Genomic DNA, 24,483 nt, shown 5'->3' with positions numbered 1-24,483 from the left:
GCCGGACGGCCGCTGTGGCGTGGTTCACACCGGTGTCGTGTCACGGGAGGACCGGCCCGCCTCGTCTCGGGAGTGACCGACTGCTCCGATGGGAGGCCCGAGATGAAGGTTGTGGTGGTGGGTGCCGGGTACGCGGGCGCGTTCGCGGCGAACCGGGTGGCCAAGAAGGTGAAGGGCGCCGAGGTCACGGTGGTCAACGCGCGTCCCGAGTTCGTCGAGCGCATCCGGCTGCACCAGCAGGTCGCCGGGACGGGCTCGGCGGCGACGCCGCTCACCGCGATGCTGCGGCCCGGCATCGCCGTGCGGATCGGCAGCGTGGAGAAGATCGGCGACGGCACGGTGGTCCTGGACGACGGCGAGAGCCTCGCGTTCGACCACCTCTTCCTGGCCGTCGGCAGCACGGTCCGGGCCCTGCCGGGCACGGTCCCGGTCGGCACCTGGGAGGGCGCGCAGCAGGCGCGGGCCCGGCTCGCCGCGCTGCCCGGCGGGAGCACCGTGACGGTCGTCGGCGGCGGGGCGACGGGGGTGGAGACCGCGACCGAGGTCGCCGAGGCCCGGCCCGACCTGCGCGTCCGGCTCGTCGCCCCGGCGGTCGCCGACTGCCTGTCGGGCGGGGCGCGGCAGCGGGCGCTGGCCGCGCTGGACCGGCTCCGGGTGGAGACCGTGGCCGACGCCGTGACGGAGGCCGCCGCGGGCGTCGTGCGGCTCGAATCGGGGCGGGAGCTGGACTCCGACCTGACCCTGTGGGGGATCGTGGCGGGCGTGCCCGACCTTGCCGCGCGCAGCGGCCTGGAGGTCGACGCGGACGGCCGGGTCGCCGTGGACGCCTGCCTGCGCAGCGTCACCGACCCGCGGATCTTCGCCGTGGGCGACTGCGCGGGCGTGGCCGGCGCCCGGTTCGGCTGCCAGACCGCAGCCCCGCAGGCCCAGGCCGCCGTCGACGCCCTCGCCCGCATCGCCGGGGGCCGCGAGCCGGAGGCGTACGAGCTGCGCTACGCGGCCCGGTGCGTCAGCCTCGGGCGCAAGGACGCGGTGGCCCAGTTCACCCACCCCGACGACAGCCTCAAGGACAGCCACCTCAAGGGGTTCGCCGCGGTGGCGTTCAAGCGGATGGTCCTCACCGGCACCCGCTACATCACTCGCAAGGCGGTCAGCGCCTGAGGCCCGCGCACGTCGGCAAATGGTCGGAACTGGGCGGTTCTGTCGCGACCATCCGGTATATCCTGAAATGAGCCTACGAGGCGAGTGAGGGAGTCCGACCGGAGTAGCCGACTCAGGCGAGACGCGAAGAGCATCCGCCCGGGCCGACGGCGACGGTAGGGCTGAGAGGTCGGAAGGCAGCGATGCCGGACGACGACCCCCATCACCTGATCCGGGTCATACCGGCGAAGGGAACCCGTCTCGTAGGTCTTTCCCGTGCCGACCGGCCGTTTCGCGCCGGTCGGCTTCCTTCGTGCCGGCCGGTCTTTCCGCGCGGGCTCTCTTCGCGCCCGCGGCGCCGGCCCTCAGGGCCGCGCGGCGGCCGGGTCGGTCAGGTCGATCAGGCGGCACACCGTCTCGATGTCGATCCTCACCTGGGCGATGGAGGCGCGACCGGACAGCCAGGTGATCAGCGCCGAGTGCCAGGTGTGCTCGATGACCCGCACCGCGGACGACTGCTCCGGCGTCGGATGCTCCAGGCCCATCGCGTCCAGGATGATCGCGGTCGTCTGCCGGGAGACCTGGTCGACCTCGGACGAGACGCTGCGGTCGGCGAAGGTCAGCGCCCGGACCATCGCGTCGGCCAGGTGCGGCTCCCGCTGGAGGGCGCGGAAGGCGCGCATCAGGGTCTCCGCGACCCGCTCGGCCCCCGAGTCGCCCGCCGGGGGCCTCTCGCGCAGGGTGGCGTGCATGCGCTCCAGCTGGTCGTGCATGGTGGCGACCAGCAGGTGCACCTTGGACGGGAAGTAGCGGTACAGCGTGCCCAGGGCCACCCGCGAGGACTCGGCCACCTCGCGCATCTGCACGGCGTCGAACCCGCCCCGGCTCGCGAGCCGCGCGCTGGCCTGCAGGATGCTGCGGCGGCGGGCCTCCTGCCGCGCGGTGAGGGGCGGCGCGGCCGGGCGCGAGGTGCTGGCTTCCGCAGGCATGGGTCCCGTTCCGTGACAGTCGGTGAGGGGGTCGGCAGGGCTCGTGATCGGACGGCGTGACAGGGCCGCGCGCCGTGGCGCGAATCACCTGATCCCCTGCTCACAGCGCCCCTACCTGCCGGTAGATTCGGAGCCTCTTGAACGATCAAGTCTGAAACTTGTTCTAGATTAGCGTCCCGTCGTAGTCTCGCGGGACAGTGCAGGCAGAAGGGGGCACGGAGTGACCGCTGAGGCCCGGGAAGCGGGTGCCGATCGGGACCCCGCAGCTGACGGCGAGCGACCGCTCGACATCGCCCTCCTCACCTACAAGGGGAACCCGTTCTGCGGCGGGCAGGGCGTCTACGTCCGGCACCTCTCGCGCGAGCTGGCCCGCCTCGGCCACCGGGTGGAGGTCATCGGCTCCCAGCCGTACCCCGTGCTGGACGAGGGCTACCCGAACCTCACCCTCACCGAGCTGCCGAGCCTCGACCTCTACCGCCAGCCCGACCCCTTCCGCACCCCGAAGCGGGACGAGTACCGGGACTGGATCGACGCCCTCGAAGTCGCCACCATGTGGACCGGCGGCTTCCCCGAGCCGCTGACCTTCTCGCTGCGCGCCCGCCACCACCTGCGCGCCCGGCGCGGCGAGTTCGACGTCGTCCACGACAACCAGACCCTCGGCTACGGCCTGCTGGGCGACATCGGCGCCCCCCTCGTGACCACGGTCCACCACCCCATCACCGTGGACCGGCGGCTGGAGCTGGACGCGGCCCGGACCTGGCAGCGCCGCTACTCGGTGCGCCGCTGGTACGCCTTCACCCGGATGCAGAAGCGCGTCGCCCGCCGGCTGCCCTCCGTCCTCACCGTCTCCGGCAGCTCCCGCCAGGAGATCGTGGACCACCTCGGGGTCCGCCGCGACCGGGTCCACGTCGTCCACATCGGCGCCGACACCGATCTGTTCGCGCCGAATCCGGCCGTCGCCGAGGTGCCGGGCCGGATCGTCACCACCTCCAGCGCGGACGTGCCGCTCAAGGGGCTGGTGTTCCTCGTGGAGGCGCTCGCCAAGGTGCGCGCCGAGCACCCGGGCGCCCACCTCGTCGTCGTCGGCAAGCGCCCCACCGAGGGCCCGGTCGCCCGGGCGGTCGAGCGGTACGGCCTCGAAGGCGCCGTCGACTTCGTCAAGGGCATCTCCGACGCCGAACTGGTCGACCTGATCCGTTCCGCCGAAGTGGCCTGCGTGCCCTCCCTCTACGAGGGCTTCTCGCTGCCCGCCGCCGAGGCCATGGCCACCGGCACCCCGCTGGTCGCCACCACCGGCGGCGCGATCCCCGAGGTGGCCGGCCGCGACGGCGAGACCTGCCTCGCCGTACCGCCCGGCGACGCGGACGCGCTGGCCACCGCGCTGAACCGGCTGCTCGGCGACCGCGACCTGCGCGCGCGGCTCGGCCGGGCGGGCCGCGAACGGGTGCTGGCGAACTTCACCTGGGCCCGCGCCGCGGAGGGCACCGTGGCCCACTACCGCGAGGCCATCGCCCGTGCCGCCCGCACCACGCCCTCGACGGGTTCCGCCCCGGGCGGCCTCTCCCACGCCCGGACCGGCTCGCGCGGGGCGACCCCCACCGCGGCCCCCGTACCCGGCCGCTCCGCGGCCCCGGCGAGCGTCGCGGCCCCGCCCACCGCCGCGTCCGCGACCTCGACGAGTGACACCAGCGTCTCCTCCGAAAGCAGGGCCACGTGCTGACCGTCGACTTCTCCCGGTTCCCGCTCGCCCCGGGCGACCGCGTCCTGGACCTCGGCTGCGGGGCCGGCCGGCACGCCTTCGAGTGCTACCGGCGCGGCGCCCGGGTCGTGGCCCTGGACCAGAACGGCGAGGAGATCCGCGAGGTCGCCAAGTGGTTCGCGGCGATGAAGGAGGCCGGTGAGGCCCCCGAGGGCGCCACCGCCACCGCCATGGAGGGCGACGCCCTCGCCCTGCCGTTCCCCGACGAGTCCTTCGACGTCGTCATCATCTCCGAGGTGATGGAGCACATCCCCGACGACAAGGGCGTGCTCGCCGAGATGGTCCGGGTGCTCAGGCCCGGCGGCCGGATCGCCGTCACCGTCCCGCGCTACGGCCCCGAGAAGGTCTGCTGGGCCCTGTCCGACGCCTACCACGAGGTCGAGGGCGGCCACATCCGCATCTACAAGGCCGACGAGCTGACCGGCAAGCTCCGCGAGGCCGGCCTGAAGCCCTACGGCAGCCACCACGCCCACGCCCTGCACGCCCCCTACTGGTGGCTGAAGTGCGCCTTCGGCGTCGACAACGACAAGGCGCTGCCGGTGCGCGCCTACCACAAGCTGCTCGTCTGGGACATCATGAAGAAGCCGTTCGCCACCCGCCTCGCCGAACAGGCGCTCAACCCGCTGATCGGCAAGAGCTTCGTGGTCTACGCGACCAAGCCGCACCTCCCCTCGCTCGCCGCAGAGGCGGACGCCAGGTGACCACCCCCCGGACAGAACACCTCGTCCTGCCCGGGGTCCTCACCGCCGGGCAGGCCGCCGCGACCGTCGCCGGCATCCTCGCCGGGCAGCGCGAGGACGGCGCGATCCCGTGGTTCCGCGGCCACCACCTCGACCCCTGGGACCACACCGAGGCCGCCATGGCCCTGGACGCGGCCGGCGAACACGAGGCCGCCGAGCGCGCCTACGCCTGGCTGGCCCGGCACCAGAACGAGGACGGCTCCTGGTACGCCGCCTACGCGGACGGCGCCCACGACGACGTCACCGACCGCGCCCGCGAGTCCAACTTCGTCGCCTACATAGCCGTCGGCGTCTGGCACCACTACCTCTCCACGGGCGACGACACCTTCCTGGACCGGATGTGGCCGGCCGTCTACGCCGCCGTCGAGTGGGTGCTGCGGCTCCAGCAGCCCGGCGGGCAGATCGGCTGGCGCCTCGGGGACGACGGCACGCCCGCCACCGACGCCCTGCTCACCGGCAGCTCCTCCATCCACCACGCGCTGCGCTGCGCGCTCGCGATCGCCGAACAGCGCGAGGAACCGCAGCCGGACTGGGAGCTGGCCGCCGGGGCGCTGCGGCACGCGATCCGCCGCCACCCCGAACGCTTCCTGGACAAGGACCGCTACTCGATGGACTGGTACTACCCGGTCCTCGGCGGCGCCCTGACCGGAGCGGAGGCCAAGGCCCGGATCGAGGCGGGCTGGGACCGGTTCGTCGTGCCCGGCCTGGGCGTGCGCTGCGTGGTCCCCAACCCCTGGGTGACCGGCGGCGAGTCCAGCGAACTCGCGCTCGCCCTGTGGGCGGTGGGCGAGTCCGACCGGGCCCTGGAGATCCTCCAGTCCATCCAGCACCTGCGCGACCCGGACTCCGGCCTCTACTGGACGGGCTACGTCTTCGAGGACGACGCGATCTGGCCCCGCGAACTGACCACCTGGACGGCGGGCTCGCTGCTGCTGGCCGTGGCCGCGCTGGGCGGCCACGAGGCCACCTGCGCGGTCTTCGGCGGCGAGCACCTGCCGGCCGGGCTGGAGCCGGACTGCTGCGCCTGACCCGCGCCGGCACGGGCACCGGACACACCGCTCGGTACCGTCAGTACCGGTGTATCCGGCGGGCTATCGCGTGGCCGACGAACAGATAGACCACGGCGGCCAGGCCGTACCCGGCGACCACGCGGGCCCAGGCCTCGTCGAAGGTGAACAGGTCGTGCGACCACCCGGCCAGCCAGGCGGCCGCGTCGTGCACGAACCGGACCAGGTCGTTGCCCCGGTTCGCGTCCAGCAGGTACATCAGGATCCACAGGCCGAGGATCAGCGCCGCGACGTCGGCGACGACCGCGATGACCGTCCCGGCCTGGTTCGCACCGTTGCGATATCGAGTGGACATACTCTGCGGATTGCCGCGGGACGGCTCCTGTAACCCCGGATACGACCCCGGCGAGCCCCCGAGGCGCCCCCGAGATGACCCGGATGGCGTCCCCCGAGTGGCGCGCGGCCGTGCCCCGGGCGAACCTGCCGGAGGAACCAGACCGCTCGGGGAGGACGTCGGGAGGACCCCGTGCCCGTACCGATACGGCGCCTGTTCGTGGCGCTCACCCTGTGCTGCGCCCTGGTGGCCGGTGCCACCGCGTGTGGGAGCGGCCAGCAGAGCAGTACGAAGGACACCTCGGCGGCGGCCCGGGCACAGGCCGTGCCCGCCGCCGACAGCCCCAGCCCCAGCACGTCCGCCGAACGCCAGAAGTTCGCCAAGACCCGGTTCGTGGCGAACGCGGGCCTCGCCGCCGGCGCCACCTACCAGTGGATCGTGAAGCCGTGGAAGGCGGGCAAGTTCAAGAAGGGCACCAAGGGCCGCCGGCTGGCCCTGGTCAAGGCGGGCGTCGCCGGCGTCTTCGCCTACAACCGGCTCAAGGCCGCCCAGAAGAACGCCCAGGGCGACCCGACCCTCAGCAAGGCCCTCGTCCCGCTGGGCGCCGGCATCGAGAGCCTGAAGGGCCTGGCGGGCAAGCTCCGCAAGGGCGACGAGAGCGCGGCCGGTCCGTTCGACGACATCATCAACCAGGTCAAGGACGCGGGCAGCAGCGCCGGCGCCCCGGTCAAGCAACAGGTGCCCTCGGCCGCCGAGCTGTCGAAGGGCTAGCGGTGCCGTCGGTGGGCTGGGCGCACATCGCCTGACGCATCGTCATATGTCGTTCGGTGGGCGACCGGACGGCAACGGCCCCTCGCCCGGAAGGACGAGGGGCCGTTGCGCGACGGCGATCCCGGCTCAGCCGCGCTGGATCCCGGAGGTGTCCTGGAGCACGCCACGACGCCCGTCCTGGGTCTGCGCGACCAGCGCGGCACCGCGCTGCTCGACGGCCAGGTACCAGGTGCCCGGCGCCAGTTCGGCGATCTGGCCGCCCGAGCCGTCCTCCGCGAACAGCGGACGGGTCACCGGCACCGCGAACCAGAAGGGGGAGAAGTCGGCGGCCGGGGGCTGCGCGGCCGGGGCGGCGGCCTGCGCGGCCGGCTGCGGCTGCGGCGCGTAGGGCTGGCCCGGCTGCGGCTGGGCGCCGTACGGCTGCTGCGGCTGGGCGCCCGGGTAGCCGTAACCGCCGGGCGGCTGCGCGCCGTAGGGCTGCGGGGCGGGCGGCTTCGGGGCCGGGACCAGGGAGGCCTGGAGGGCGGGGACGAGCGGGGTGGCGATGGCGGCGGCGGCCATCACCAGGGTGGCGATCAGGGCGAGGATCAGCCCCGTGCCGGCGTCGGGGGACCGGTCGGAGCCCTCGCCGATGTTGTCCAGACCGCCGACCGGGTCGAAGACGTTGCCGAGCGCGCTCCACGCGGCGAAGACCGCGAACGCCACGCCGAACGCGCCGAGTTCCAGACCCGCGATCTTGCGGGGCTGCGGCAGGCCGCGGCTCACGACGATGAGCGCCGCGCCGATGAGGCCCGCCAGTACGACGCCGAGCAGGACCGGTCCGCTCTCCCAGAGGTTCGGCAGGTCGACGCTGTCGGGCAGTCCGTCGTACGAGTAGTTGTCGAGGAACGACGCGATGAGGAGCACCACCGCTGCTCCGATCACCACGCCGTCGCCTCTAGTGAGGGAGCGGATATTCACTTCAGGTCCTTCGTAGGTCGTCTCGTCGTCGGTAGACACTACAGTCCGCAAGATCGGGCTGTCCGGCCGGTTACGGCCGCCGGTCACGAATCGCGCAGGAAACTCACGATTCCCTCGGAGATCCCTTGCGCCGCCCGCTGCCGCCACGTTCCGCTGGTCAGCAGGCTCGCGTCCGTGTCATCGCGCATGTTGCCGCATTCGATGAACACCTTGGGAACCGTTGACAGATTGAGACCACCCAGGTCCGTCCGCGTGACCAGACCGGTACCGTCGCCGACGTAGTTGGCGGGCGGCTCACCGGTCGCGCGGCGGTAGTCGCCCGCGACCCGCACCCCCAGCTCGTGGGACGGCCCGACGATGGGACGGGTGTCCGCCGCGCCGGCGTGCACGGACCCCGGCAGGATCACGTGGAAGCCCCGGTCGCCGGGGGCGGAGCCGTCGGCGTGCAGCGAGATCGCCGCGTCCGCGTGCGCGGCGTTCCCGATCCGGGCCCGCTCGTCCACGCACGGCCCCCAGGCCGGGCTGTCGCCGTCACGGGTCAGCCTCACCGTCACGCCCTCCCGCTCCAGCAGAGTCCGCAGCCGGTGCGCCAGGTCCTCGGTGAACCGCGCCTCCGTGTAACCGGCGTCGGTGGACGTCCCGGTGGTGTCGCACTCCTTGAGGTTGGTGCCGATGTCGACCTGGCGGTCGATCTCGGCCGTGTGCCGGAAGTTGCCCGGGTTGTGCCCCGGGTCGATGACGACGACCTTCCCCCGCAGCGCCGCCGAGCCGCCCGGCCGGGCGGCGGGCGAGCCGGTCACCTTGCCGTCGTCGCCACGGGAGGCCGCCGGGGCGGAGGCGCGCGGGGCGGACGAGGGGACCGTACGGACCTCGCCGCCCGGACCCCCGTCGCCCAGCGCCTCGTACACCGCCCAGCCGAGCAGCGCGCCGGGCACCAGCGCGGCGAGCGCCACGGTCAGCGGGCGGCGCCGGGGCCGGCGGGGCTGGGGGGCATCGAATTCCGGACCTGTGTACGACACGTCTGCGACTCTAACCGGGGCCTCAGATTCCCGCCCCCGTGCGCCGCAGCACGCGCAGCGAGCCGGTGGCCGAGACCTCGGTGAACGCCCCGGAACCGAGCGCGCGCAGGTACACCCGGTAGGGTGCCTGGCCCGTGAACTCGTCCTCGGGGTGCGGGAAGACGTCGTGGATGACCAGCAGGCCGCCCTCGGCGACGTGCGGGGCCCAGCCCTCGTAGTCGGCGGCGGCGTGTTCGTCCGTATGGCCGCCGTCGACGAACACGAAGCCGAGCGGGGAGTTCCAGAGCGCCGCGATCCGCGGGGAGCGGCCGACGAGGGCGACCACGTGCTCCTCCAGCCCCGCGCGGTGCAGGGTCCGGCGGAACAGCGGCAGCGTGTCCATCAGCCCGATCTCGGGGTCGACCGTCTCCGGGTCGTGGTAGTCCCAGCCGGGCTGCTGCTCCTCGCTGCCCCGGTGGTGGTCGACGGTCAGGGCGGTCACCCCGGCCTGCCGGGCGGCGTCGGCCAGCAGGATCGTGGAGCGCCCGCAGTAGGTCCCGACCTCCAGCAGCGGCAGCCCGAGCCGCCCCGCCTCCACCGCGGCCGCGTACAACGCCAGTCCCTCGTCCACGGGCATGAACCCCTTGGCCGCCTCGAACGCGTCCATGATCTCGGGCTTGGGGGTGGGGGCAGACATGGCGCCCTTTCGCTCGTACGACTGTCCAAACCCCGCATATGCTGCCGCACCCCCGGCCACAGGGGTGACCGGGGGTGCGATCGACGCCCCGCGAAGGGGGCGCGGGGAACGGCGCGAGGGGCCGCGGCGGGCCGGCGGCCGCAGACGGGCGCAGCCACCGGCGCCCGCGGGGCATGGGGAGCCGCGCGACCGGACCGGCCACCGCGAACCCGCGGCCGCCGAACCGCGCAGCCCCCGAGGCCTAGGCGCTCACGGCCTCGCCAGGCAGCGAGAGATCGAGGGAGACGGCCCGCTCCTCCCCGGAATGCGTGGCGGAAGAGGCGAGCGGCCCATGGCCGGAGGCCTTCGCGGCGAGGACGTACGCCCCCTGCGCCGGCACGGCCAGCACATACCGCCCCTCCTCGTCGGAGACGGTGGCCCCCGCCTGCCGCCCCCGCCGGTCGATCAGCGTGACCTTCGCCCGGGCCACCGGAGCACCGTCGGCCCCCAGCACGCGCCCCCGGAAGCCCCGCAGCACCTCCTCGGCCCGCTCCAGCGCGGCGTCCTCCTCGCTGCTGGCCCGCAGCTGCGTGTGCCGCTGCGCCGCCCGGGGGCTCTTCGGCAGGAAGAGCGCCAGCAGCAGGCCGACGGCCACCGCGGCGGTGGCGATCAGGAAGGACACCCGGAAACCGTGCATGGTCGGGATCGCGACCCCGCCCACGTCGTTCGCGGTGTTGGCCAGCACCATCCCGACGACGGCGCTGGACACCGACGTGCCGATGGACCGCATCAGCGTGTTCAGACCGTTCGCCGCACCGGTCTCGGACGCCGGGACCGCGCCCACGATCAGCGCGGGCAGCGAGGAGTAGGCGAGGCCGATGCCCGCGCCGAGGATCACGGACGTGACGATCGTCTGCCAGGCCGCGTCCATCAGGCCGAGCCCGCCGCCGTAGCCGATCGCGATGATCAGCAGGCCGGTGATCAGGGTGACCTTGGGGCCGTAGCGCGCGGACAGCCGCGCGTACACCGGCGCGGTGAACATCATGGTCAGGCCCAGCGGGGCCACGCACAGACCCGCGACGACCATCGACTGGCCGAGGCCGTACCCGGTCGCGGTGGGCAGCTGGAGCAACTGGGGCAGGACGAGCGAGACGACGTAGAACGCCACGCCGACCATGATCGACGCGAGGTTGGTGAACAGGACCGCCGGACGGGCGGTGGTGCGCAGGTCGACCAGGGGCGCCTGGACGCGCAGCTCGAACAGCCCCCACACGACGAGGACGACGACGGCCGCGGCGAACAGGCCGAGCGTCGTGCCCGAGGACCAGCCCCAGTCGCTGCCCTTGGTGATCGGCAGCAGGAGCAGCACCAGACCGGTGGACAGACCCAGCGCGCCGACCAGGTCGAAGGAGCCCCGTGCGCGCATCGGGGACTCGGGCACGACGAGGAGGGTGAGGGCGATGGCGAGCACGCCGAGGCCGGCGGCGCCGTAGAACAGCGCGTGCCAGTCGGTGTGCTGGGCGACCAGGGCCGCGGCGGGCAGCGCGAGGCCGCCGCCGACGCCGATCGAGGAGCTCATCAGGGCCATCGCCGAGCCGAGCCGCTCACGCGGCAGCATGTCCCGCATCAGGCCGATGCCCAGCGGGATCGCGCCCATGGCGAAGCCCTGGAGGGTACGGCCGACGATCATGGTGAGCAGTTCGCTGGTGAACGCGCTGACCAGGGCGCCGATCACCATCACGGCGAGGCTCAGGACGAGCATGCGGCGCTTGCCGTAGAGGTCGCCGAGCCGGCCCATGATCGGGGTGGCCACGGCACCCGACAGCAGGGTGGAGGTGAGGACCCAGGTGGCGTTGCTGGGGGCGGTGTCCAGCAGCTGCGGCAGGTCCTTGATGACCGGCACGAGCAGCGTCTGCATCACCGCGACGACGATGCCCGCGAACGCGAGCACCGGGACCACCGCGCCGCCCGCTTGCCGGGTGGGCTGGTCGGTCGTCGTGTCTGTCATGGAGTGAGGCCTTCCACGTGTCATAAGTGCCGGGTAAACCTCGTATGCACAGGCAACTATTCCGTTGCTTCGGGCCTCTAACGAAATCTTGACCGTTTCATGGGTTTCTGATCCGCCGTCACGCCCGGGTCCGTCGCGGTCGTTGTCGCTGGAAGGCGTTCCGGTCCGCGCGCCGGAGGCAGGTCGGGGCGGGGGAGGGAGAGGAGGGTCGCGGGGCTGGGGGGGGAGGGGGCCGCGGGGTTGGGGAGATTCCGCGAGATGCGCGGGGCGGGGCAACGGTCCGGAGGGCCCGTGGACTCCTTTAGGCATCTAGGAGGTGCCCATGGGGGACGGGAAGCAGGCTCGGGACGAGGAGTTCCAGAGCTTCATGGTCGGCCGCTGGCCGCGGTTGATGCGCACGGCATTTCTCCTCACGGGGGAGCAGCACGCCGCCGAGGACCTGGTCCAGTCGACGCTCGAACAGGTCTATACGGCATGGCGCCGGGTCGGTGCCGCCGACGACCCGGAGGCGTATGTACGGCGGGTGATGATCAATGCCCACGCGCGCAAGCACCGCAGAAGGCTCCGGGAGTTCCTGGCGCCGAAGGACGACTCCGGTCTGCTGCGCGAGGTGGCCGACACGGGGGACCGGATCGCCCAGGCCGACGACCGCGGCGCCCTGCTCAAGGCGCTCGCCCAACTCCCCGCGCGCCAGCGGGAGGCGGTGGTCCTGCGCTACTGGGAGGACCTGACGGAGACCCAGGCGGCGGAGGCCATGGGCTGCTCCGTCGGCACGGTGAAGAGCAACGCGGCCAAGGGGATCGCCAAGCTCCGCGCCATACCGGCACTGGCCGAGACGGTGACGCACGGGAAGCGGAAGTGATGAGCGGGGACCGGGAGAAGCACGACATGACGCAGACGGACATCGCCCTCCTGCTCGCCGACGCGGCGGACGAGGTGGAGATCGGTATAGCCCCGGTCCAGGCGGTCATCCGCGCCGGCCGGCGGCGGCGCACGGCGCGGCGCTGGGCCGTGGCGGCGGCCACCGCCCTGGTGCTGGTGGGCTCGACGGGGGCGACACTGGCGCTGACCGGGCTGCCCGGCGGCGACCGGCGGACGCCCGTGGCCGCCGGTCCGGCGACCCCGGAGGCACGCCATGTGTACCGGCCGCAGCGCACCCCGTTGGGGAGCGGGACGGACCGGGGCAGGGACTGGCGGGTGGAGCTGACCGTATGGGGAGCGCCGCGCGACCGGGCGGAGGCGGCCGGCCAGCTGGAGGCCATGCGGAGGTCCGGGTTCGCCGGGGCGGTGCTGCCTCCCGGACCCGCCGGCCTCGTCAACCGGACGTCGTACTACACGAGCCTGTACCTCGGCGACGACCCCCGCCCCAGGGTGCTCGTCTTCGACACCTTCGAGGAGTGGGACCGCATGGCGGGCCGGGACGTCTCGTTCGGCGCGGCGCCGCTGGGGAAGCAGGGCGCCACGGGCCCCGACCGTCTCGCGGTGGGCCGGGTCGCCGCGACCGCACAGCAGGTCAAGTGCACATGGAAGGAGGGCGGGAGCACCGTGGACCTGCCGGTGAAGGCCGCCGGGGCTCCGGGCAGGTGGTTCCTGTGCCTGGCCCCGGAGGGGGAGGGCATCAAGACGGCGGAGGTGATCCAGTAGGAGACGCCGGTGCGGCGGGGGCCGCGCTCACGCCCTCACAGCCATCCCTGCTGCCGGGCCTCGCGCACCGCTTCGGCCCGGTTGCGGGTGCCGGTCTTGCCGATCGTGGCGGAGAGGTAGTTGCGGACGGTCGACTCGGACAGGGCCAGCCGCGCGGCGATGTCGGCGACGGTCGCCCCGTCCGCCGACGCCTTCAGCACCTCGCACTCCCGCGGGGTCAGCGGACTCGGCCCGGCACTGAGCGCGGCGGCGGCCAGCGCCGGATCGACCACGGTCTCCCCGGCGAGCACCCGCCGGATCGCCGCGGCCAGTTCCTCCACGGGCCCGTCCTTGACGAGGAAACCGGCCGCACCGGCCTCCATGGCCCGGCGCAGATAGCCCGGCCGGCCGAAGGTGGTCAGGATCAGCACCCGGCACCCGGGCGCCCGCGTCCGCAGCCCGGCCGCCGCGTCCAGGCCGCTCATCCCCGGCAACTCGATGTCCAGCAGGGCCACGTCCGCGCGGTGCTCGAGCGCGGCGTCCACGATCCCGTTCCCCGAGCCCAGCTGGGCCACGACCTCGATGTCCTCCTCCATCCCGAGCAACAGGGCGAGCGCGCCGCGCATCATCCCCTGATCCTCGGCGAGCAACACCCGGACACGGGGGGCGGGCCGCTGCTCGCCGGGGGTCTCACTCATGGGGCCAGGGTACGGGGGCGCGGGCTACCTGCCCTCGGTCCCCCGGCGTCACCCCGTGGGCGTCAACTCGTCTGCTCCGACGGGCAGCACGGCCGTGACCGTGAACCCGCCGCGGGCCGAGGGACCGGCCGTGAGGGAGCCGCCCGCCGCCGCGAGGCGCTCGGTCAGCCCCACCAGTCCGGTACCACCCACACCCCCACGTCGAAAGGCACCCACGCCGCCATGCCCGGACGCACGCGGAACCTCACGTTCGAAAGCGCCCGCGCCCCTGCTTCCGGGGGCACCCGCGCCCTCATCACCGGGGGCACGGTCCACGCCCGCGGAGGTGAACGCCAGGCCCCCGGAGGCGGGCCCGCCACCTCCAGCACCGGAGGCAGCACCCACGCCCGCGGAGGTGAACCCCGCGTCCCCGGAGTCGAGCCCCCCGCCTCCCCCGCCGGAGGCGCCCGTGCCGTTGTCCGTCACCGTCAGCCGTACTCGTTCGGCGGCCGAGTCCACGGTGATCTCGCAGCGGGTGGCGTCGCTGTGGCGGACGACGTTGGTGACCGCCTCGCGGACCACCCAGCCGAGCAGCGCCTCGGCCTGCGGGTCGAGCGGCGTCCCGGACTGGCGGACCACCGGCCGCACACTCGCCGCGGACAGCGCCGACCGGGCCCGGGTCAGCTCGGTGGCGAGGCTGCCCTCGCGGTAGCCGGTCACCGCCTCCCGGATCTCGGTGAGCGCCTGCCGGCCCACCGACTCGATGTCCGAGATCTGCGCCAGCGCCGCGTCCAGATCACGGGTGGCCAGCCGCCGGGCCGCCTCCGACTTCACCACGACCACGGAGAGGGTGTGCCCCAGCAGATCGTGCAGATCGCGGGAGAAGCGCAGCCGCTCCTTCTCCACCGCCCGCCGGGCCAGCTCCTCACGGGCGGCCCGCAGCTCCCGCACCGCCTCGGAAAGACCGAGGATCGCGGCGGTCACCATGCTGGACAGGAACGTGGCGTAGGCGATGCCGGTGGCCTCGTCCCAGCCGGCCCGCAGCCACGAGATCGCCCCCGCGTACAGCGTGAGCAGCAGTCCGGCCCGGCCCAGCCAGGGCCCGCGCAGGATCGCGCCGGTGGCCAGGCCCAGCAGCGGGAAGAACATCAGCCAGTTGCCGCCGTAGCCGAGGGCGAGCCCCGTGGTGACCAGGCCGAGCAGCGCCAGCGCCACCCGGGTGGACACCGCCTCCCGCCTGGCCCGGTCGAAGGCGCGGAAGGTGACGTGGACGTAGAGCGAGTTGAAGGCCAGCAGGCCCAGGCCGCCGATCCATGGGTTCGGCGTGTCGCCCTGGATCACATTGGAGAAGGACCCCATGCCCAGCAGCAGCCAGGGCAACAGGGAGAAACCGGTGGGCGGCGGCCCCGGATGGCCGACGCCGGACTTCCTGGCATCGCGCGGCGCCCGCCGCGCGGCCCGGAAGCGCTCGCGCTCCGCCCGCCACCGGTCCCACGGCCCGCAGCACCCCGTCATCTCCGTCTCCCCCTGGTCACATGGTCCTCGCCGTGCGGCGACAGGACGCACAGCGTACGGAGCAAACGTAGGGAACCGGACACCGCCTCGGGCAGATGCGGATGTACGGAGAAGGGCAGTACGAATGTCACGGTCCACCGCCCTTCCCCGACACCCCGCCGGGAGCCTTCACAGCCGTGGAGCGCTCGGTTATACAGAGGGCGCCGGACTGGAACGCGTTCCGGACCGGCTCGCGGCGACCCGGTGCGGCCGACGGCGCGGACGGCCGCACCGGGGTCTTCCGCCACCGTTGTTCCCCGCCCCCACCGTTGTTCTCCGCCCCCGTCGGGGTCACCGTTTCAGGAGTCCCATGCCCATCGACGCAGCGCGGGCCCTCGCGGCCGAACCCCGGACCGGCGAGATCACCTGGGACCACAAGGACGTACAGCTCTACCACCTCGGCATCGGTGCCGGGCGTCCCGCCACCGACCCCGACGAGCTGCGCTACACCCTGGAGTCCCGGCTGCACGTCCTGCCGAGCTTCGCCACCGTCGCGGGCAACGGCCCGCCCGGAGTGATCGGCGGGCTGTCCATGCCGGGGATCGACGTCGACCTGGCACACGTCCTGCACGGCGGACAGGGCATCGAGGTCCACCGCCCGGTCCCGGTACGGGGCACCGCCACCGCCACCGGCCGGATCGCCGCGGTGTACGACAAGGGCACGGCGGCCGTCCTGGTCATGCGCACCGAGGTCGCCGACGCCGACGGCCCGTTGTGGACCGGTGACGCCCGGATCTTCGTCCGCGGGGAGGGCGGCTGGGGCGGCGACCGGGGCCCCGCCGGCCGGCTCGGTCCGCCCGCCGGCGACCCGGACCGGACCGTGGAGCGCCCCGTCCGCGAGGACCAGGCCCTGCTCTACCGCCTCTGCGGCGACTGGAACCCGCTGCACGCCGATCCCGGCTTCGCCAGGCGTGCCGGGTTCGACCGGCCCGTCCTGCACGGGCTGTGCACCTACGGCATGGCTCTCAAGGCGGTCGTGGACACGCTGCTCGACGGGGACGTGACCCGCGTACGCGGGTACGACAGCCGGTTCGCCGGGGTCCTGTTCCCGGGGGAGACCCTGCGCATCCGCATGTGGCGCGAGGAGGGACGGATCCGGGTGGAGGCCGGCGCCGTGGACCGGGACGACGCGCCGGTCCTCGCCGACACCGTCGTGGAGCACACCTGAGGGCCCGGGACGCCGGGCGGGCAGAGAAAAAGGGGGCGCCCGGTCGGACGCCCCCTCCCTTCACTGCCGTCAGGCAGCCGCCTCGGCCGTTTCCTGGACCGGCTTGCGGTGCCGGCCGTGCGGAGCGGTCTCCCTCTCCTGGGCCGCGACCGGGCCCCGGTGCCGGCCGTGGCCGACGGTCTCGGAAGAGCCGGCAGACAGCTGCTCGGTCGTGCTGGTGTCGCTCATCGGACGTATTCACCCCGTCAACATGATCTTCGGTACAGCCGGGCGAGTTTAACCGGCGCACCACGGGCCGAATCCAGGCGCACACGCCGACCGGCACTAGTTCGTTACAAGACGGCCCAGAGGGGCCTCCCGCAAGGGCACGGGCCGCATCATCACCGGCCCGACGGCCCGCGGCAACTCCTCGTCGGGAAAGGCGACTTCCGGTGGGACGGAGCCCCGGTCCCCGGCCGGGGCGAACGCGCCGGCGCCCGGCGGTACGGCGCCGCGGGACTCCGGCCGGACGGGGTCCCCGGACGCCGACGGCACGGCCCGGGGACCCGCGGCTACGGCCGCCCCGCGCTCCGCGGGCACGGCGGTCCCGGGCGCCGGCCGTGCGACGGCACGCGAGGACGACGGCGTTGCAGGCGTCGCGGGGGCCTCAGGTGCCCTAGGGTCCGGAGCCGGTCGCCGTGCGGTGTTCTCCGGGCCGGGTGCCGCCGGTCCGGCGTCCCCCCGGGGAGCGGTCAGGTCCGACACGCCGCACGGTGTCGTCCTCGTCGCGTACGGCAGGCGCAGCACCCCCTCCCGCGTCCACACCCCGGCCCCCGCGAGCCAGCCCTCGGGCGCCGGGAGGTGCCGCAACCGGCGCTCGGCCGGCCGCCAGGTGCCCACCCAGGTGCCGCGCGCGCCGTCGATGCGCAGGCCCACCGCGCAGTTCTCCGGCATCAGCACCTGCCCGGGCTGGATCGCGAACGGCGTCACCACGCAGTCCGGCAGCCGCAGGCACCGGGGGAACCGCACCGGCAGGGTGCTGCCCAGCACGCCCCAGCCCAATCGTTCCTGCCCGGGCGAGGGCGCGTCGGAGGAGATCAGCAGCAGCCCGCTGTCGAGGTCGGCGAGCAGCAGCCGGTCGTCGCTGGCGTCCGTGATCTGCAGCAGCGGCGAGACCACCCCCCGCTCCAGGTCCACCAGGACCGTCTTGGTGCGCCCGCCCAGCTCCCGGTCCAGCGCCAGCAGCCGCCCGGCGCCGTCCAGCCAGACCCCGCCGGAGCAGCGCCCCGGCAGCTCGGCCAGCCGCTCCGGGCCGGACGCCCCGCCCGCCACCCGCCACACCACGCTGGAGCGCGGCCCGCTGGCGAGGGCGTACGCCCGGGCGCCCCCCGGCGCCGGCGGCAGCAGGGTCAGCCGGGTGCCGGGCTCCGGGCACTCCACCGCGCCGAGCGGCAGCTCACCGGTGCCGGGCCCGGTCGGGTACAGCAGCGCGAACATGTGCCGCCCGGCCGCCGGCCGGTGGATCAGCACCCGGCCGTCCCCCATCGGCTGCACCCCGGTGCCGGGCTCCTCGGGCTGGTTGCCGGGCAGCGGCACCGCGTAGGGCTCCGGGCCGTCCAGGGTCCACCGCTCCGGGAACCAGCAGTCACCGGCGGGCGCGAGCCGGGCCGCGTACGCGCCGTCCGCCGTGATCACGCATCCCGCCTCCGGCACGCCGTCGGCCCCGGCCGTGGACGGGGGTTCGAGAGCACAGGCCGTCATCGTTCGGTCACCTCCGGCGACGACGCTAGTTTTCGCAGGCACGGGCAGGGGAGGCGGCCGGACCCGCTTCACACATACGGGTGGCGCAGAAGCGATTCACCCGAGGAAACCGGGACGGGTGTGCTGAGCCGGGCCAGACCGGACGCATGCGGTACACCCCCGTCGAACAGCCAGGTAGCCTTGGCCCGTGCCCCGTCTGTCTGAAGTCATCGCCGCGCTGGAGAACCTGTGGCCCGCCGAGCGGGCCGAGTCCTGGGACGCGGTCGGCACGGTGGTGGGCGACCCCGGCCGGGAGGTCACCCGGGTGCTGTTCGCCGTCGACCCCGTGCGGGAGATCGTCGAAGAGGCGGTGCGGCTCGGCGCCGACCTGCTGGTCACCCACCATCCGCTCTATCTGCGCGGAACGACCACGGTCGCGGCCACGCACTTCAAGGGCCGGGTCGTGCACACGCTGATCAAGAACGACATCGCGCTGCACGTCGCCCACACCAACGCCGACACCGCCGACCCCGGTGTCTCCGACGCCCTCGCCGCGGCCCTGGACCTGAGGGTGGTACGGCCCCTCGTGCCGGACCCCACCGACCCGCACGGGCGCCGGGGCCTCGGCCGGGTCTGCGAGCTGGACCACCCGCTCACCGTCCGCGAACTGGCCGCCCGCGCCGCCGAGCGGCTGCCCGCCACCGCGCAGGGCATCCGGGTGGCCGGCGACCCCGAGGCCGTCGTCCGCACGGTCGCCGTCAGCGGCGGCTCCGGCGACAGCCTCTTCGACCAGGTCCGCGCGGCCGGCGTCGACGCCTTCCTGACCGCCGACCTGCGCCACCACCCCGCCTCCGAGGCGGTGGCCCACAGCCCCCTCGCGCTGCTCGACGCGGCGCACTGGGCCACCGAGTGGCCCTGGTGCGAGCTGGCCGCGAGCCAGCTCGACGAGATCTCCGACCGCAACGGCTGGGACCTGCGGGTCCACGTCTCCAAGACGGTCACCGACCCCTGGACCGCCCACGCGGCGTCCATCAACACCCTCTAGCCCACGGGAGCCCCCAACTGAACGCCGCGCCCGCCGACCAGATCCGACTCCTCGACGTCCAGGCCCTCGACGTCCGTCTCCAGCAGCTCGCGCACAAGCGGAAGTCGCTGCCCGAGCACGCCGAGATCGATTCGCTGACGAAGGACCTCACGCAGCTGCGCGACCTGCTCGTGGCCGCGCAGACCGAGGAGAGCGACTGCGCCCGCGAGCAGACCAAGGCCGAGCAGGACGTCGACCAGGTGCGCCAGCGCGCCGCCCGCGACCAGCAGCGCCTGGACTCCGGGGCGGTCACCTCGCCCAAGGACCTGTCCAACCTCCAGCACGAGATCGCCTCCCTCGCCAAGCGGCAGGGCGACCTGGAGGACGTGGTCCTGGAGGTCATGGAGCGCCGTGAGGCCGCCCAGGAGCGGGTGTCCGAGCTGACCGAGCGGGTCGCCTCGGTGCAGGCGAAGATCGACGACGCCACCGGGCGCCGGAACGCCGCCTTCGGGGAGATCGACGGCGAGGCCGCCTCGGTGACGAAGGAGCGCGAGGTCGTCGCCGCCTCCGTCCCGGCGGACCTGCTGAAGCTGTACGACAAGCTGCGCACGCAGCAGGGCGGCATCGGCGCGGCCAAGCTGTACGCCCGCACCTGCCAGGGCTGCCGGCAGGAGCTGGCCATCACCGAGCTGAACGAGATCCGCTCGGCCGCGCCGGACACCGTGGTCCGCTGCGAGAACTGCCGGCGCATCCTGGTGCGCACGGCGGAGTCGGGTATCTGAGAACCTCTGGGGGAGGCGGCGTGCGGGAGTTCATCGTCGAGGCCGACGGCGGGTCGCGGGGCAACCCGGGGCCCGCGGGCTACGGGGCCGTGGTGCGCGACGCGGCGACGGGGGAGACGCTGGCGGAGGCGGCGGAGTTCCTCGGCGTCGTCACGAACAACGTCGCCGAGTACCGCGGCCTCCTGGCCGGCCTGCGCGCCGCGCACGCCCTCGACCCCACCGCGAGGGTGCACGTCCGCATGGACTCCAAGCTCGTCGTCGAGCAGATGTCGGGCCGCTGGAAGATCAAGCACCCCGACATGAAGCCGCTGGCGGCCCAGGCACGCTCCGTCCTCCCGCCGGAGCAGGTCACCTACGAGTGGATCCCGCGCGACCGGAACAAGCAGGCGGACCGCCTGGCCAACGAGGCGATGGACGCGGGGGCGAAGGGCGAACAGTGGTCGCCGTCGCGCTCCCGCGCCGACCTGGCGGCGACGGCGGAGGCGGCACCGGCGGCCGACGGGACGGCCGCACTCCCCGGCGGGGAGGACCGCCCGGCCTCCGGTCAGGCGCACTCCTCCGCCCCCGGCTGGAGTTCGGCGCCCGACCTCGGCGCGCCCGCCACCCTCGTGCTGCTGCGCCACGGCGAGACCCCGCTCACGCCCCAGAAACGCTTCTCCGGCAGCGGCGGCACCGACCCCTCCCTCTCCGCCGCCGGCCGGGACCAGGCGCACCGCGTCGCCGAGGCCCTGGCCAGGCGCGGCACCGTCCAGGACGTGGTGGCCTCCCCCCTCGCCCGCACCCGTGAGACCGCCGCCATCGTCGCCGCCCGGCTGAACCTGGACGTCACGATCGAGGACGGTCTGCGCGAGACGGACTTCGGCGCCTGGGAGGGCCTGACCTTCGGCGAGGTCCGCGAGCGCTACCCGGACGACCTGAACGCCTGGCTCGCCGACCCGGACGCGCACCCCACCGGCGGGGGCGAGAGCTTCGCCGAGACGGCCGTCCGGCTGGCCGCCACCCGGGACAAGCTGGTCGCCGCGTACCCGGGCCGCACGGTCCTGCTGGTCACCCACGTCACCCCGATCAAGACCCTGGTCCGCCTCGCCCTCGGCGCCCCGCCCGAGTCGCTGTTCCGGATGGAGCTGTCGGCGGCTTCCCTGTCGGCGGTGGCGTACTACGCGGACGGCAACGCGAGCGTACGGCTGTTCAACGACACGTCCCACCTGCGTCCCTGAGCCCGGCCGCGGCCCGCGCCAGCTCCTCGATCCGGGCCCAGTCGCGGGCGGCCACCGCCTCCGCCGGCACCATCCAGCTGCCGCCCACACAGCCGACGTTGGGCAGGGACAGGTACTCCGGCGCGGTCGCCGGCCCGATGCCGCCGGTCGGGCAGAACCGGGCCTGCGGCAACGGCCCGGCCAGCGAGCGCAGGTACGCCGTGCCGCCCGCCGCCTGCGCCGGGAAGAACTTCATCTCCCGCACCCCGCGCTCCAGCAGCGCGACCACCTCCGAGGCGGTCGACACCCCGGGCAGGAACGGCAGCCCGGACGCGCGCATCGCCGTCAGCAGCGCCTCCGTCCAGCCGGGGCTGACCAGGAACCGCGCTCCCGCCGCGGTGACCGCGTCCACCTGCTCCGGGGTGACCACCGTGCCCGCGCCGACCACCGCGTCCGGCACCTCGCCGGCGATGGCGCGGATCGCCTCCAGCGCCGCCGGGGTCCTCAGGGTCACCTCGATCGCGGGCAGCCCGCCGGCCACCAGCGCCCGCGCCAGCGGCACGGCGTCGGCGGCGTCGGCGAGCACCACCACGGGCAGGACGGGCGCGAGGTCCAGGACGGAGGGGTCGGCGGCGGAGGGCAGCGGCGAGGTCATGCCCTCATCGTGCCCAGCGGCTGCATCACCCGCAATGAGCGTTGCGTATGCTGCAATGAACGCTCAGTGGATCTCGTCCACCAGCACGTCCAGCGCCCACGCCCTGCCCGCCTTCCCGGGGGCCTCGGCCTCCACGGTGTAACCCAGCTCCCGCAGCGTCTCCACCAGCTCGGCGGGGCCGTCCGGCGCGGCCCCGGACGTCAGCAGGGCGCGGACGATCCGGCCCTTCGTCGCCTTGTTGAAGTGGCTGACGACCTTCCGGGTGGGCGCGTGCAGCACCCGCACCGTCGCCGTACGCCCGGCCACCTCGCCCTTCGGCTTCCAGGCGGTCGCGTAGGCCGAGGAACGCAGGTCCAGCACCAGCCCCTCGCCGGCCGCCGACGGCAGCACCTCGGCCATGGGTGCCCGCCAGTGCCCGGCCAGCGCGCCCAGGCCCGGCAGCCTCACGCCCATCGAGCAGCGGTAGGAGGGGATCCGGTCCGTCACCCGCACCGCGCCCCACAGCCCGGAGAACACCAGCAGCGAGTCCGCCGCGCGCCGCCGGGCGTCCGCGTCCAGCGTGGCCAGGCCGAGGGCGTCGTAGAGGACGCCCGTGTAGATCTCCCCGGCGGGGCGGGCGCCGGCCGTGCGCAGCCCGGCGTTCTTCGCGACCTCGCCGCGCAGCCCCTCGCTCAGCCCGAGCACCTCGCGGGCCTTGTCCGGGTCGCCCGAGCACAGCTCGACCAGTTCGCCGAGCACGGCCTCCCGGGCGGCGGTCAGCCCCGGCAGGGACAGCGAGCCCAGCTCCAGCGGGGCGCCCTCACCCGCGTTCGCCTTGCCTTCCGAGGGCGGCAGCAGGACCAGCAACACGTACTCCTCACGTAGACCTCCGCGCCAGGGTACGGCGGCCCCGCGGGCGGCCTCGAACCGCCGGGGTCCGGTCGCCCGCGGGGGCCTGGGCCGGGGCGCCCGGGTCGTCGGCGCACAGCCGGACCACGCTGACCGGCCCGCGCCGGCCCGGTACGGCCGTGTGCGCGCCGGGCTCGGCCGGTTCCGGCGCCACCGTGGCCTGCGGACCGACGATCAGGCCGGGGGCGTCCGGCTCCGGTGTGAAGGACACGCCGACCGGTTCGACGGCTTGACGGCTAACGCCGTTAGCCATACGGTCGTGGCTAACAGCGTTAGCTCACCCTGATGCGCCGCGTTCACGCCCCGGAGGCAGCCATGACCGTGTCAACCGCCACGACCACCGTGACGCGGCGCCTGCCGCACCCGGTCGTCCTGCGACGCGGAGTCTGGCTGGTGTCCGCCCTGTCCTGGTCGGTCCTCGCGGTGATGCAGGGCGTGCACCACGGCTGGCCGGCCGTCGTGCTCGCCCTGGCCTTCCTCGTGCTGCCGGACCTGACCTTCCTGGTGGCGCTCGACGAGGCGCCCCGCATGGCCAAGGGGCAGCTGCCGCCCCGCGCGGTGCCGTACTACAACGCCATGCACCGCGCCCTGGTCCCGCTCGCGCTCGCCGCCGGCTACGCCACGCTCCCGCTGCACTGGCCGCCCGCCTTCGCGGCCCTGTGCGGCTGGCTCGCCCACATCTCGTGCGATCGCGTCTTCGGCTACGGACTGCGCACCAAGGAGGGCTTCCAGCGTGGCTGACCGGCTCACCCCCCGGGCACGGGAGATCGTCACGGCGGCCCGGGACCTCCTGGAGGAGTCCGGACCCGCGCACCTGACCATGCGCACCCTCGCCGACCGCCTCGGCATCAAGGCGCCCTCCCTCTACAAGCACTTCCCCGACAAACACGCCGTAGAGGCCGAGCTGGTGGCCCAGCTGCTGGCCGAGACCGCCGACACCCTGGAGGCCGCCGAGGCCCGTGCCCCCGGCTCGCTGGACGCGCTCGCCGGGGCCTACCGGAGCCACGCCCTCGCCCACCCCCACCTGTACTGCCTGGCCACCGAACGGCCCCTGCCGCGCGCCGCGCTGCCCCCCGGCCTGGAGGACCGCGCCGCCGGGCCCCTGCTGCGCGCCTGCGCCGGCGACGTGGACCTGGCCCGCGCCTTCTGGGCCTTCGCCCACGGCATGGTCGTCCTGGAGATCCACGGCCGCTTCCCGCCCGGCGCCGACCTGGGGGCGGCGTGGAGGCGGGGGCTCGGGGCGCTGGGGGCGTAGGGGGCCGCCGGTCCGCGCGGGGGCGGCCGCCCGGTACCATTGTCCTCACGGCAGACGAGCCGGGCGGACGGCCGCGTGGAGTCCTTCAAGGGCTTCCCGAGGAACGTCCGGGCTCCACAGGGCAGGGTGGTGGCTAACGGCCACCCGGGGTGACCCGCGGGACAGTGCCACAGAAAGCAGACCGCCGGGGACCCAGCGTCCTCGGTAAGGGTGAAACGGTGGTGTAAGAGACCACCAGTGCCCAGGGTGACCTGGGCAGCTAGGTAAACCCCACCCGGAGCAAGGTCAAGAGGGGACACCCCGGTGTCCCTGCGCGGACGATCGAGGGCTGCCCGCCCGAGTCCGCGGGTAGACCGCACGAGGCCGGCGGCAACGCCGGCCCTAGATGGATGGCCGTCGCCCCGGCCGCCGCGAGGCAACCGGGGAACAGAACCCGGCGTACAGCCCGACTCGTCTGCCGCTCAGTGCTACTCACCTGCGAAATCACAGATCAGGGGCCCTGGCGTAGTTGCCTCCGAAGGTGAAGATGTGCGACACGTACCGTGCCGCACATAGCCGGT

26 protein-coding genes and 1 other RNA gene are annotated in these 24,483 nt (G+C 74.2%); 14 read left to right on the top strand and 13 right to left on the bottom strand.

Features of this window, described 5'->3' with window-relative positions; genetic code table 11:
• The first annotated feature begins 102 nt into the window (after positions 1-102).
• Positions 103-1,161, top strand: a complete 1,059-nt coding sequence (locus tag ACZ63H_RS28020; protein WP_469869661.1) for an NAD(P)/FAD-dependent oxidoreductase — start codon at positions 103-105, stop codon at positions 1,159-1,161.
• A 344-nt stretch (positions 1,162-1,505) separates the two neighbouring features.
• On the opposite strand, the gene ACZ63H_RS28015 is transcribed toward ACZ63H_RS28020, so the two are convergent.
• The gene (locus ACZ63H_RS28015; RefSeq protein ID WP_469869659.1) at positions 1,506-2,129 is read right to left on the bottom strand and encodes a TetR family transcriptional regulator; all 624 of its coding nucleotides are present in this window, start codon (positions 2,127-2,129) and stop codon (positions 1,506-1,508) included.
• Between the two features lie 220 nt (positions 2,130-2,349).
• On the opposite strand from ACZ63H_RS28015, the gene ACZ63H_RS28010 reads away from it, so the two are divergent.
• Genes ACZ63H_RS28010 through ACZ63H_RS28000 form a run of 3 tightly spaced genes read left to right on the top strand, consistent with a single transcriptional unit; the run spans position 2,350 to position 5,656 of the window.
• Positions 2,350-3,849, top strand: coding sequence for a glycosyltransferase family 4 protein (locus ACZ63H_RS28010; protein WP_469869657.1), 1,500 nt, complete (start codon positions 2,350-2,352; stop codon positions 3,847-3,849).
• The gene (locus ACZ63H_RS28005; protein ID WP_469869655.1) at positions 3,843-4,589 is read left to right on the top strand and encodes a class I SAM-dependent methyltransferase; all 747 of its coding nucleotides are present in this window, start codon (positions 3,843-3,845) and stop codon (positions 4,587-4,589) included. Before ACZ63H_RS28010 ends, ACZ63H_RS28005 begins: the two co-directional genes overlap by 7 nt.
• On the top strand, positions 4,586-5,656 hold the full coding sequence (locus ACZ63H_RS28000) for a prenyltransferase/squalene oxidase repeat-containing protein (protein WP_469869653.1): 1,071 nt from the start codon (positions 4,586-4,588) through the stop codon (positions 5,654-5,656). Before ACZ63H_RS28005 ends, ACZ63H_RS28000 begins: the two co-directional genes overlap by 4 nt.
• A gap of 40 nt (positions 5,657-5,696) precedes the next feature.
• Here the strand turns inward: ACZ63H_RS28000 and ACZ63H_RS27995 are convergent, their stop codons facing one another.
• Positions 5,697-5,990, bottom strand: a complete 294-nt coding sequence (locus tag ACZ63H_RS27995; RefSeq protein ID WP_467938598.1) for a hypothetical protein — start codon at positions 5,988-5,990, stop codon at positions 5,697-5,699.
• Positions 5,991-6,161: 171 nt separating this feature from the next.
• Here ACZ63H_RS27995 and ACZ63H_RS27990 point away from each other — a divergent pair, with 171 nt between their 5' ends.
• The gene (locus ACZ63H_RS27990) at positions 6,162-6,740 is read left to right on the top strand and encodes a hypothetical protein (RefSeq protein WP_469869651.1); all 579 of its coding nucleotides are present in this window, start codon (positions 6,162-6,164) and stop codon (positions 6,738-6,740) included.
• Positions 6,741-6,866: 126 nt separating this feature from the next.
• On the opposite strand, the gene ACZ63H_RS27985 is transcribed toward ACZ63H_RS27990, so the two are convergent.
• From ACZ63H_RS27985 to ACZ63H_RS27970, 4 genes are all read right to left on the bottom strand, one after another.
• Positions 6,867-7,700: a DUF5336 domain-containing protein gene (locus tag ACZ63H_RS27985; protein WP_469869649.1), complete on the bottom strand. Its 834-nt coding sequence runs from the start codon at positions 7,698-7,700 to the stop codon at positions 6,867-6,869.
• A gap of 83 nt (positions 7,701-7,783) precedes the next feature.
• A complete protein-coding gene (locus ACZ63H_RS27980; RefSeq protein ID WP_469869647.1) occupies positions 7,784-8,719 on the bottom strand; it encodes an N-acetylmuramoyl-L-alanine amidase in 936 nt (311 codons plus the stop codon).
• A gap of 22 nt (positions 8,720-8,741) precedes the next feature.
• On the bottom strand, positions 8,742-9,395 hold the full coding sequence (locus ACZ63H_RS27975) for a class I SAM-dependent methyltransferase (RefSeq protein WP_469869645.1): 654 nt from the start codon (positions 9,393-9,395) through the stop codon (positions 8,742-8,744).
• Between the two features lie 241 nt (positions 9,396-9,636).
• A complete protein-coding gene (locus ACZ63H_RS27970; RefSeq protein ID WP_469869643.1) occupies positions 9,637-11,382 on the bottom strand; it encodes an MFS transporter in 1,746 nt (581 codons plus the stop codon).
• Positions 11,383-11,704: 322 nt separating this feature from the next.
• Here ACZ63H_RS27970 and ACZ63H_RS27965 point away from each other — a divergent pair, with 322 nt between their 5' ends.
• On the top strand, positions 11,705-12,244 hold the full coding sequence (locus tag ACZ63H_RS27965; protein ID WP_469869641.1) for a SigE family RNA polymerase sigma factor: 540 nt from the start codon (positions 11,705-11,707) through the stop codon (positions 12,242-12,244).
• 26 nt (positions 12,245-12,270) lie between these two features.
• On the top strand, positions 12,271-13,026 hold the full coding sequence (locus tag ACZ63H_RS27960; protein WP_469869640.1) for a gp17 family tail completion protein: 756 nt from the start codon (positions 12,271-12,273) through the stop codon (positions 13,024-13,026).
• Between the two features lie 35 nt (positions 13,027-13,061).
• On the opposite strand, the gene ACZ63H_RS27955 is transcribed toward ACZ63H_RS27960, so the two are convergent.
• Positions 13,062-13,703 (bottom strand): response regulator, encoded by a 642-nt coding sequence (locus tag ACZ63H_RS27955; RefSeq protein WP_469869639.1) that lies wholly within the window; start codon positions 13,701-13,703, stop codon positions 13,062-13,064.
• A gap of 48 nt (positions 13,704-13,751) precedes the next feature.
• Positions 13,752-15,197, bottom strand: a complete 1,446-nt coding sequence (locus ACZ63H_RS27950; RefSeq protein WP_469869638.1) for a sensor histidine kinase — start codon at positions 15,195-15,197, stop codon at positions 13,752-13,754.
• Positions 15,198-15,546: 349 nt separating this feature from the next.
• On the opposite strand from ACZ63H_RS27950, the gene ACZ63H_RS27945 reads away from it, so the two are divergent.
• Positions 15,547-16,404 (top strand): MaoC/PaaZ C-terminal domain-containing protein, encoded by an 858-nt coding sequence (locus ACZ63H_RS27945; protein WP_469869637.1) that lies wholly within the window; start codon positions 15,547-15,549, stop codon positions 16,402-16,404.
• A 69-nt stretch (positions 16,405-16,473) separates the two neighbouring features.
• Here the strand turns inward: ACZ63H_RS27945 and ACZ63H_RS27940 are convergent, their stop codons facing one another.
• Positions 16,474-16,632 carry a hypothetical protein gene (locus ACZ63H_RS27940; protein WP_469869635.1) on the bottom strand — a complete coding sequence of 53 codons (159 nt, stop codon included), beginning with the start codon at positions 16,630-16,632 and terminating at the stop codon, positions 16,474-16,476.
• 96 nt (positions 16,633-16,728) lie between these two features.
• Complete coding sequence (locus ACZ63H_RS27935; protein ID WP_469869633.1) at positions 16,729-18,144, bottom strand: hypothetical protein; 1,416 nt, start codon at positions 18,142-18,144, stop codon at positions 16,729-16,731.
• 187 nt (positions 18,145-18,331) lie between these two features.
• Between ACZ63H_RS27935 and ACZ63H_RS27930 the strand changes: the two genes are divergently transcribed.
• The 3 genes from ACZ63H_RS27930 to ACZ63H_RS27920 are packed head-to-tail and all read left to right on the top strand — an operon-like array spanning position 18,332 to position 21,146.
• Positions 18,332-19,168 (top strand): Nif3-like dinuclear metal center hexameric protein, encoded by an 837-nt coding sequence (locus ACZ63H_RS27930; RefSeq protein ID WP_469869631.1) that lies wholly within the window; start codon positions 18,332-18,334, stop codon positions 19,166-19,168.
• A 17-nt stretch (positions 19,169-19,185) separates the two neighbouring features.
• On the top strand, positions 19,186-19,929 hold the full coding sequence (locus ACZ63H_RS27925) for a zinc ribbon domain-containing protein (protein WP_469869681.1): 744 nt from the start codon (positions 19,186-19,188) through the stop codon (positions 19,927-19,929).
• 20 nt (positions 19,930-19,949) lie between these two features.
• Complete coding sequence (locus ACZ63H_RS27920; protein ID WP_469869629.1) at positions 19,950-21,146, top strand: bifunctional RNase H/acid phosphatase; 1,197 nt, start codon at positions 19,950-19,952, stop codon at positions 21,144-21,146.
• Here ACZ63H_RS27920 and ACZ63H_RS27915 read toward each other — a convergent pair.
• The 3 genes from ACZ63H_RS27915 to ACZ63H_RS27905 form a co-directional block, all read right to left on the bottom strand.
• Positions 21,118-21,780: a bifunctional 4-hydroxy-2-oxoglutarate aldolase/2-dehydro-3-deoxy-phosphogluconate aldolase gene (locus tag ACZ63H_RS27915; protein ID WP_469869627.1), complete on the bottom strand. Its 663-nt coding sequence runs from the start codon at positions 21,778-21,780 to the stop codon at positions 21,118-21,120. The two genes, ACZ63H_RS27920 and ACZ63H_RS27915, sit on opposite strands and share 29 nt — an antisense overlap.
• Before the next feature lie 63 nt (positions 21,781-21,843).
• Positions 21,844-22,626, bottom strand: a complete 783-nt coding sequence (yaaA, locus tag ACZ63H_RS27910; protein ID WP_469869625.1) for a peroxide stress protein YaaA — start codon at positions 22,624-22,626, stop codon at positions 21,844-21,846.
• A 10-nt stretch (positions 22,627-22,636) separates the two neighbouring features.
• Positions 22,637-22,921 carry a hypothetical protein gene (locus ACZ63H_RS27905; RefSeq protein WP_469869623.1) on the bottom strand — a complete coding sequence of 95 codons (285 nt, stop codon included), beginning with the start codon at positions 22,919-22,921 and terminating at the stop codon, positions 22,637-22,639.
• 62 nt (positions 22,922-22,983) lie between these two features.
• Between ACZ63H_RS27905 and ACZ63H_RS27900 the strand changes: the two genes are divergently transcribed.
• The 3 genes from ACZ63H_RS27900 (at position 22,984) to rnpB (ending at position 24,380) form a co-directional block, all read left to right on the top strand.
• Positions 22,984-23,409, top strand: a complete 426-nt coding sequence (locus ACZ63H_RS27900) for a DUF4260 family protein (protein WP_469869621.1) — start codon at positions 22,984-22,986, stop codon at positions 23,407-23,409.
• A complete protein-coding gene (locus ACZ63H_RS27895; RefSeq protein ID WP_469869619.1) occupies positions 23,402-23,923 on the top strand; it encodes a TetR/AcrR family transcriptional regulator in 522 nt (173 codons plus the stop codon). The genes ACZ63H_RS27900 and ACZ63H_RS27895 overlap by 8 nt, the downstream gene beginning before the upstream one ends.
• A gap of 55 nt (positions 23,924-23,978) precedes the next feature.
• Positions 23,979-24,380: RNase P RNA component class A (gene rnpB, locus ACZ63H_RS27890), an RNA gene on the top strand.
• The last annotated feature ends 103 nt before the right edge of the window (positions 24,381-24,483 follow it).

The sequence above is a fragment of the Streptomyces sp. NPDC104831 genome (genome assembly GCF_055583025.1).
This window is presented reverse-complemented; position numbering and strand designations above follow the sequence as displayed.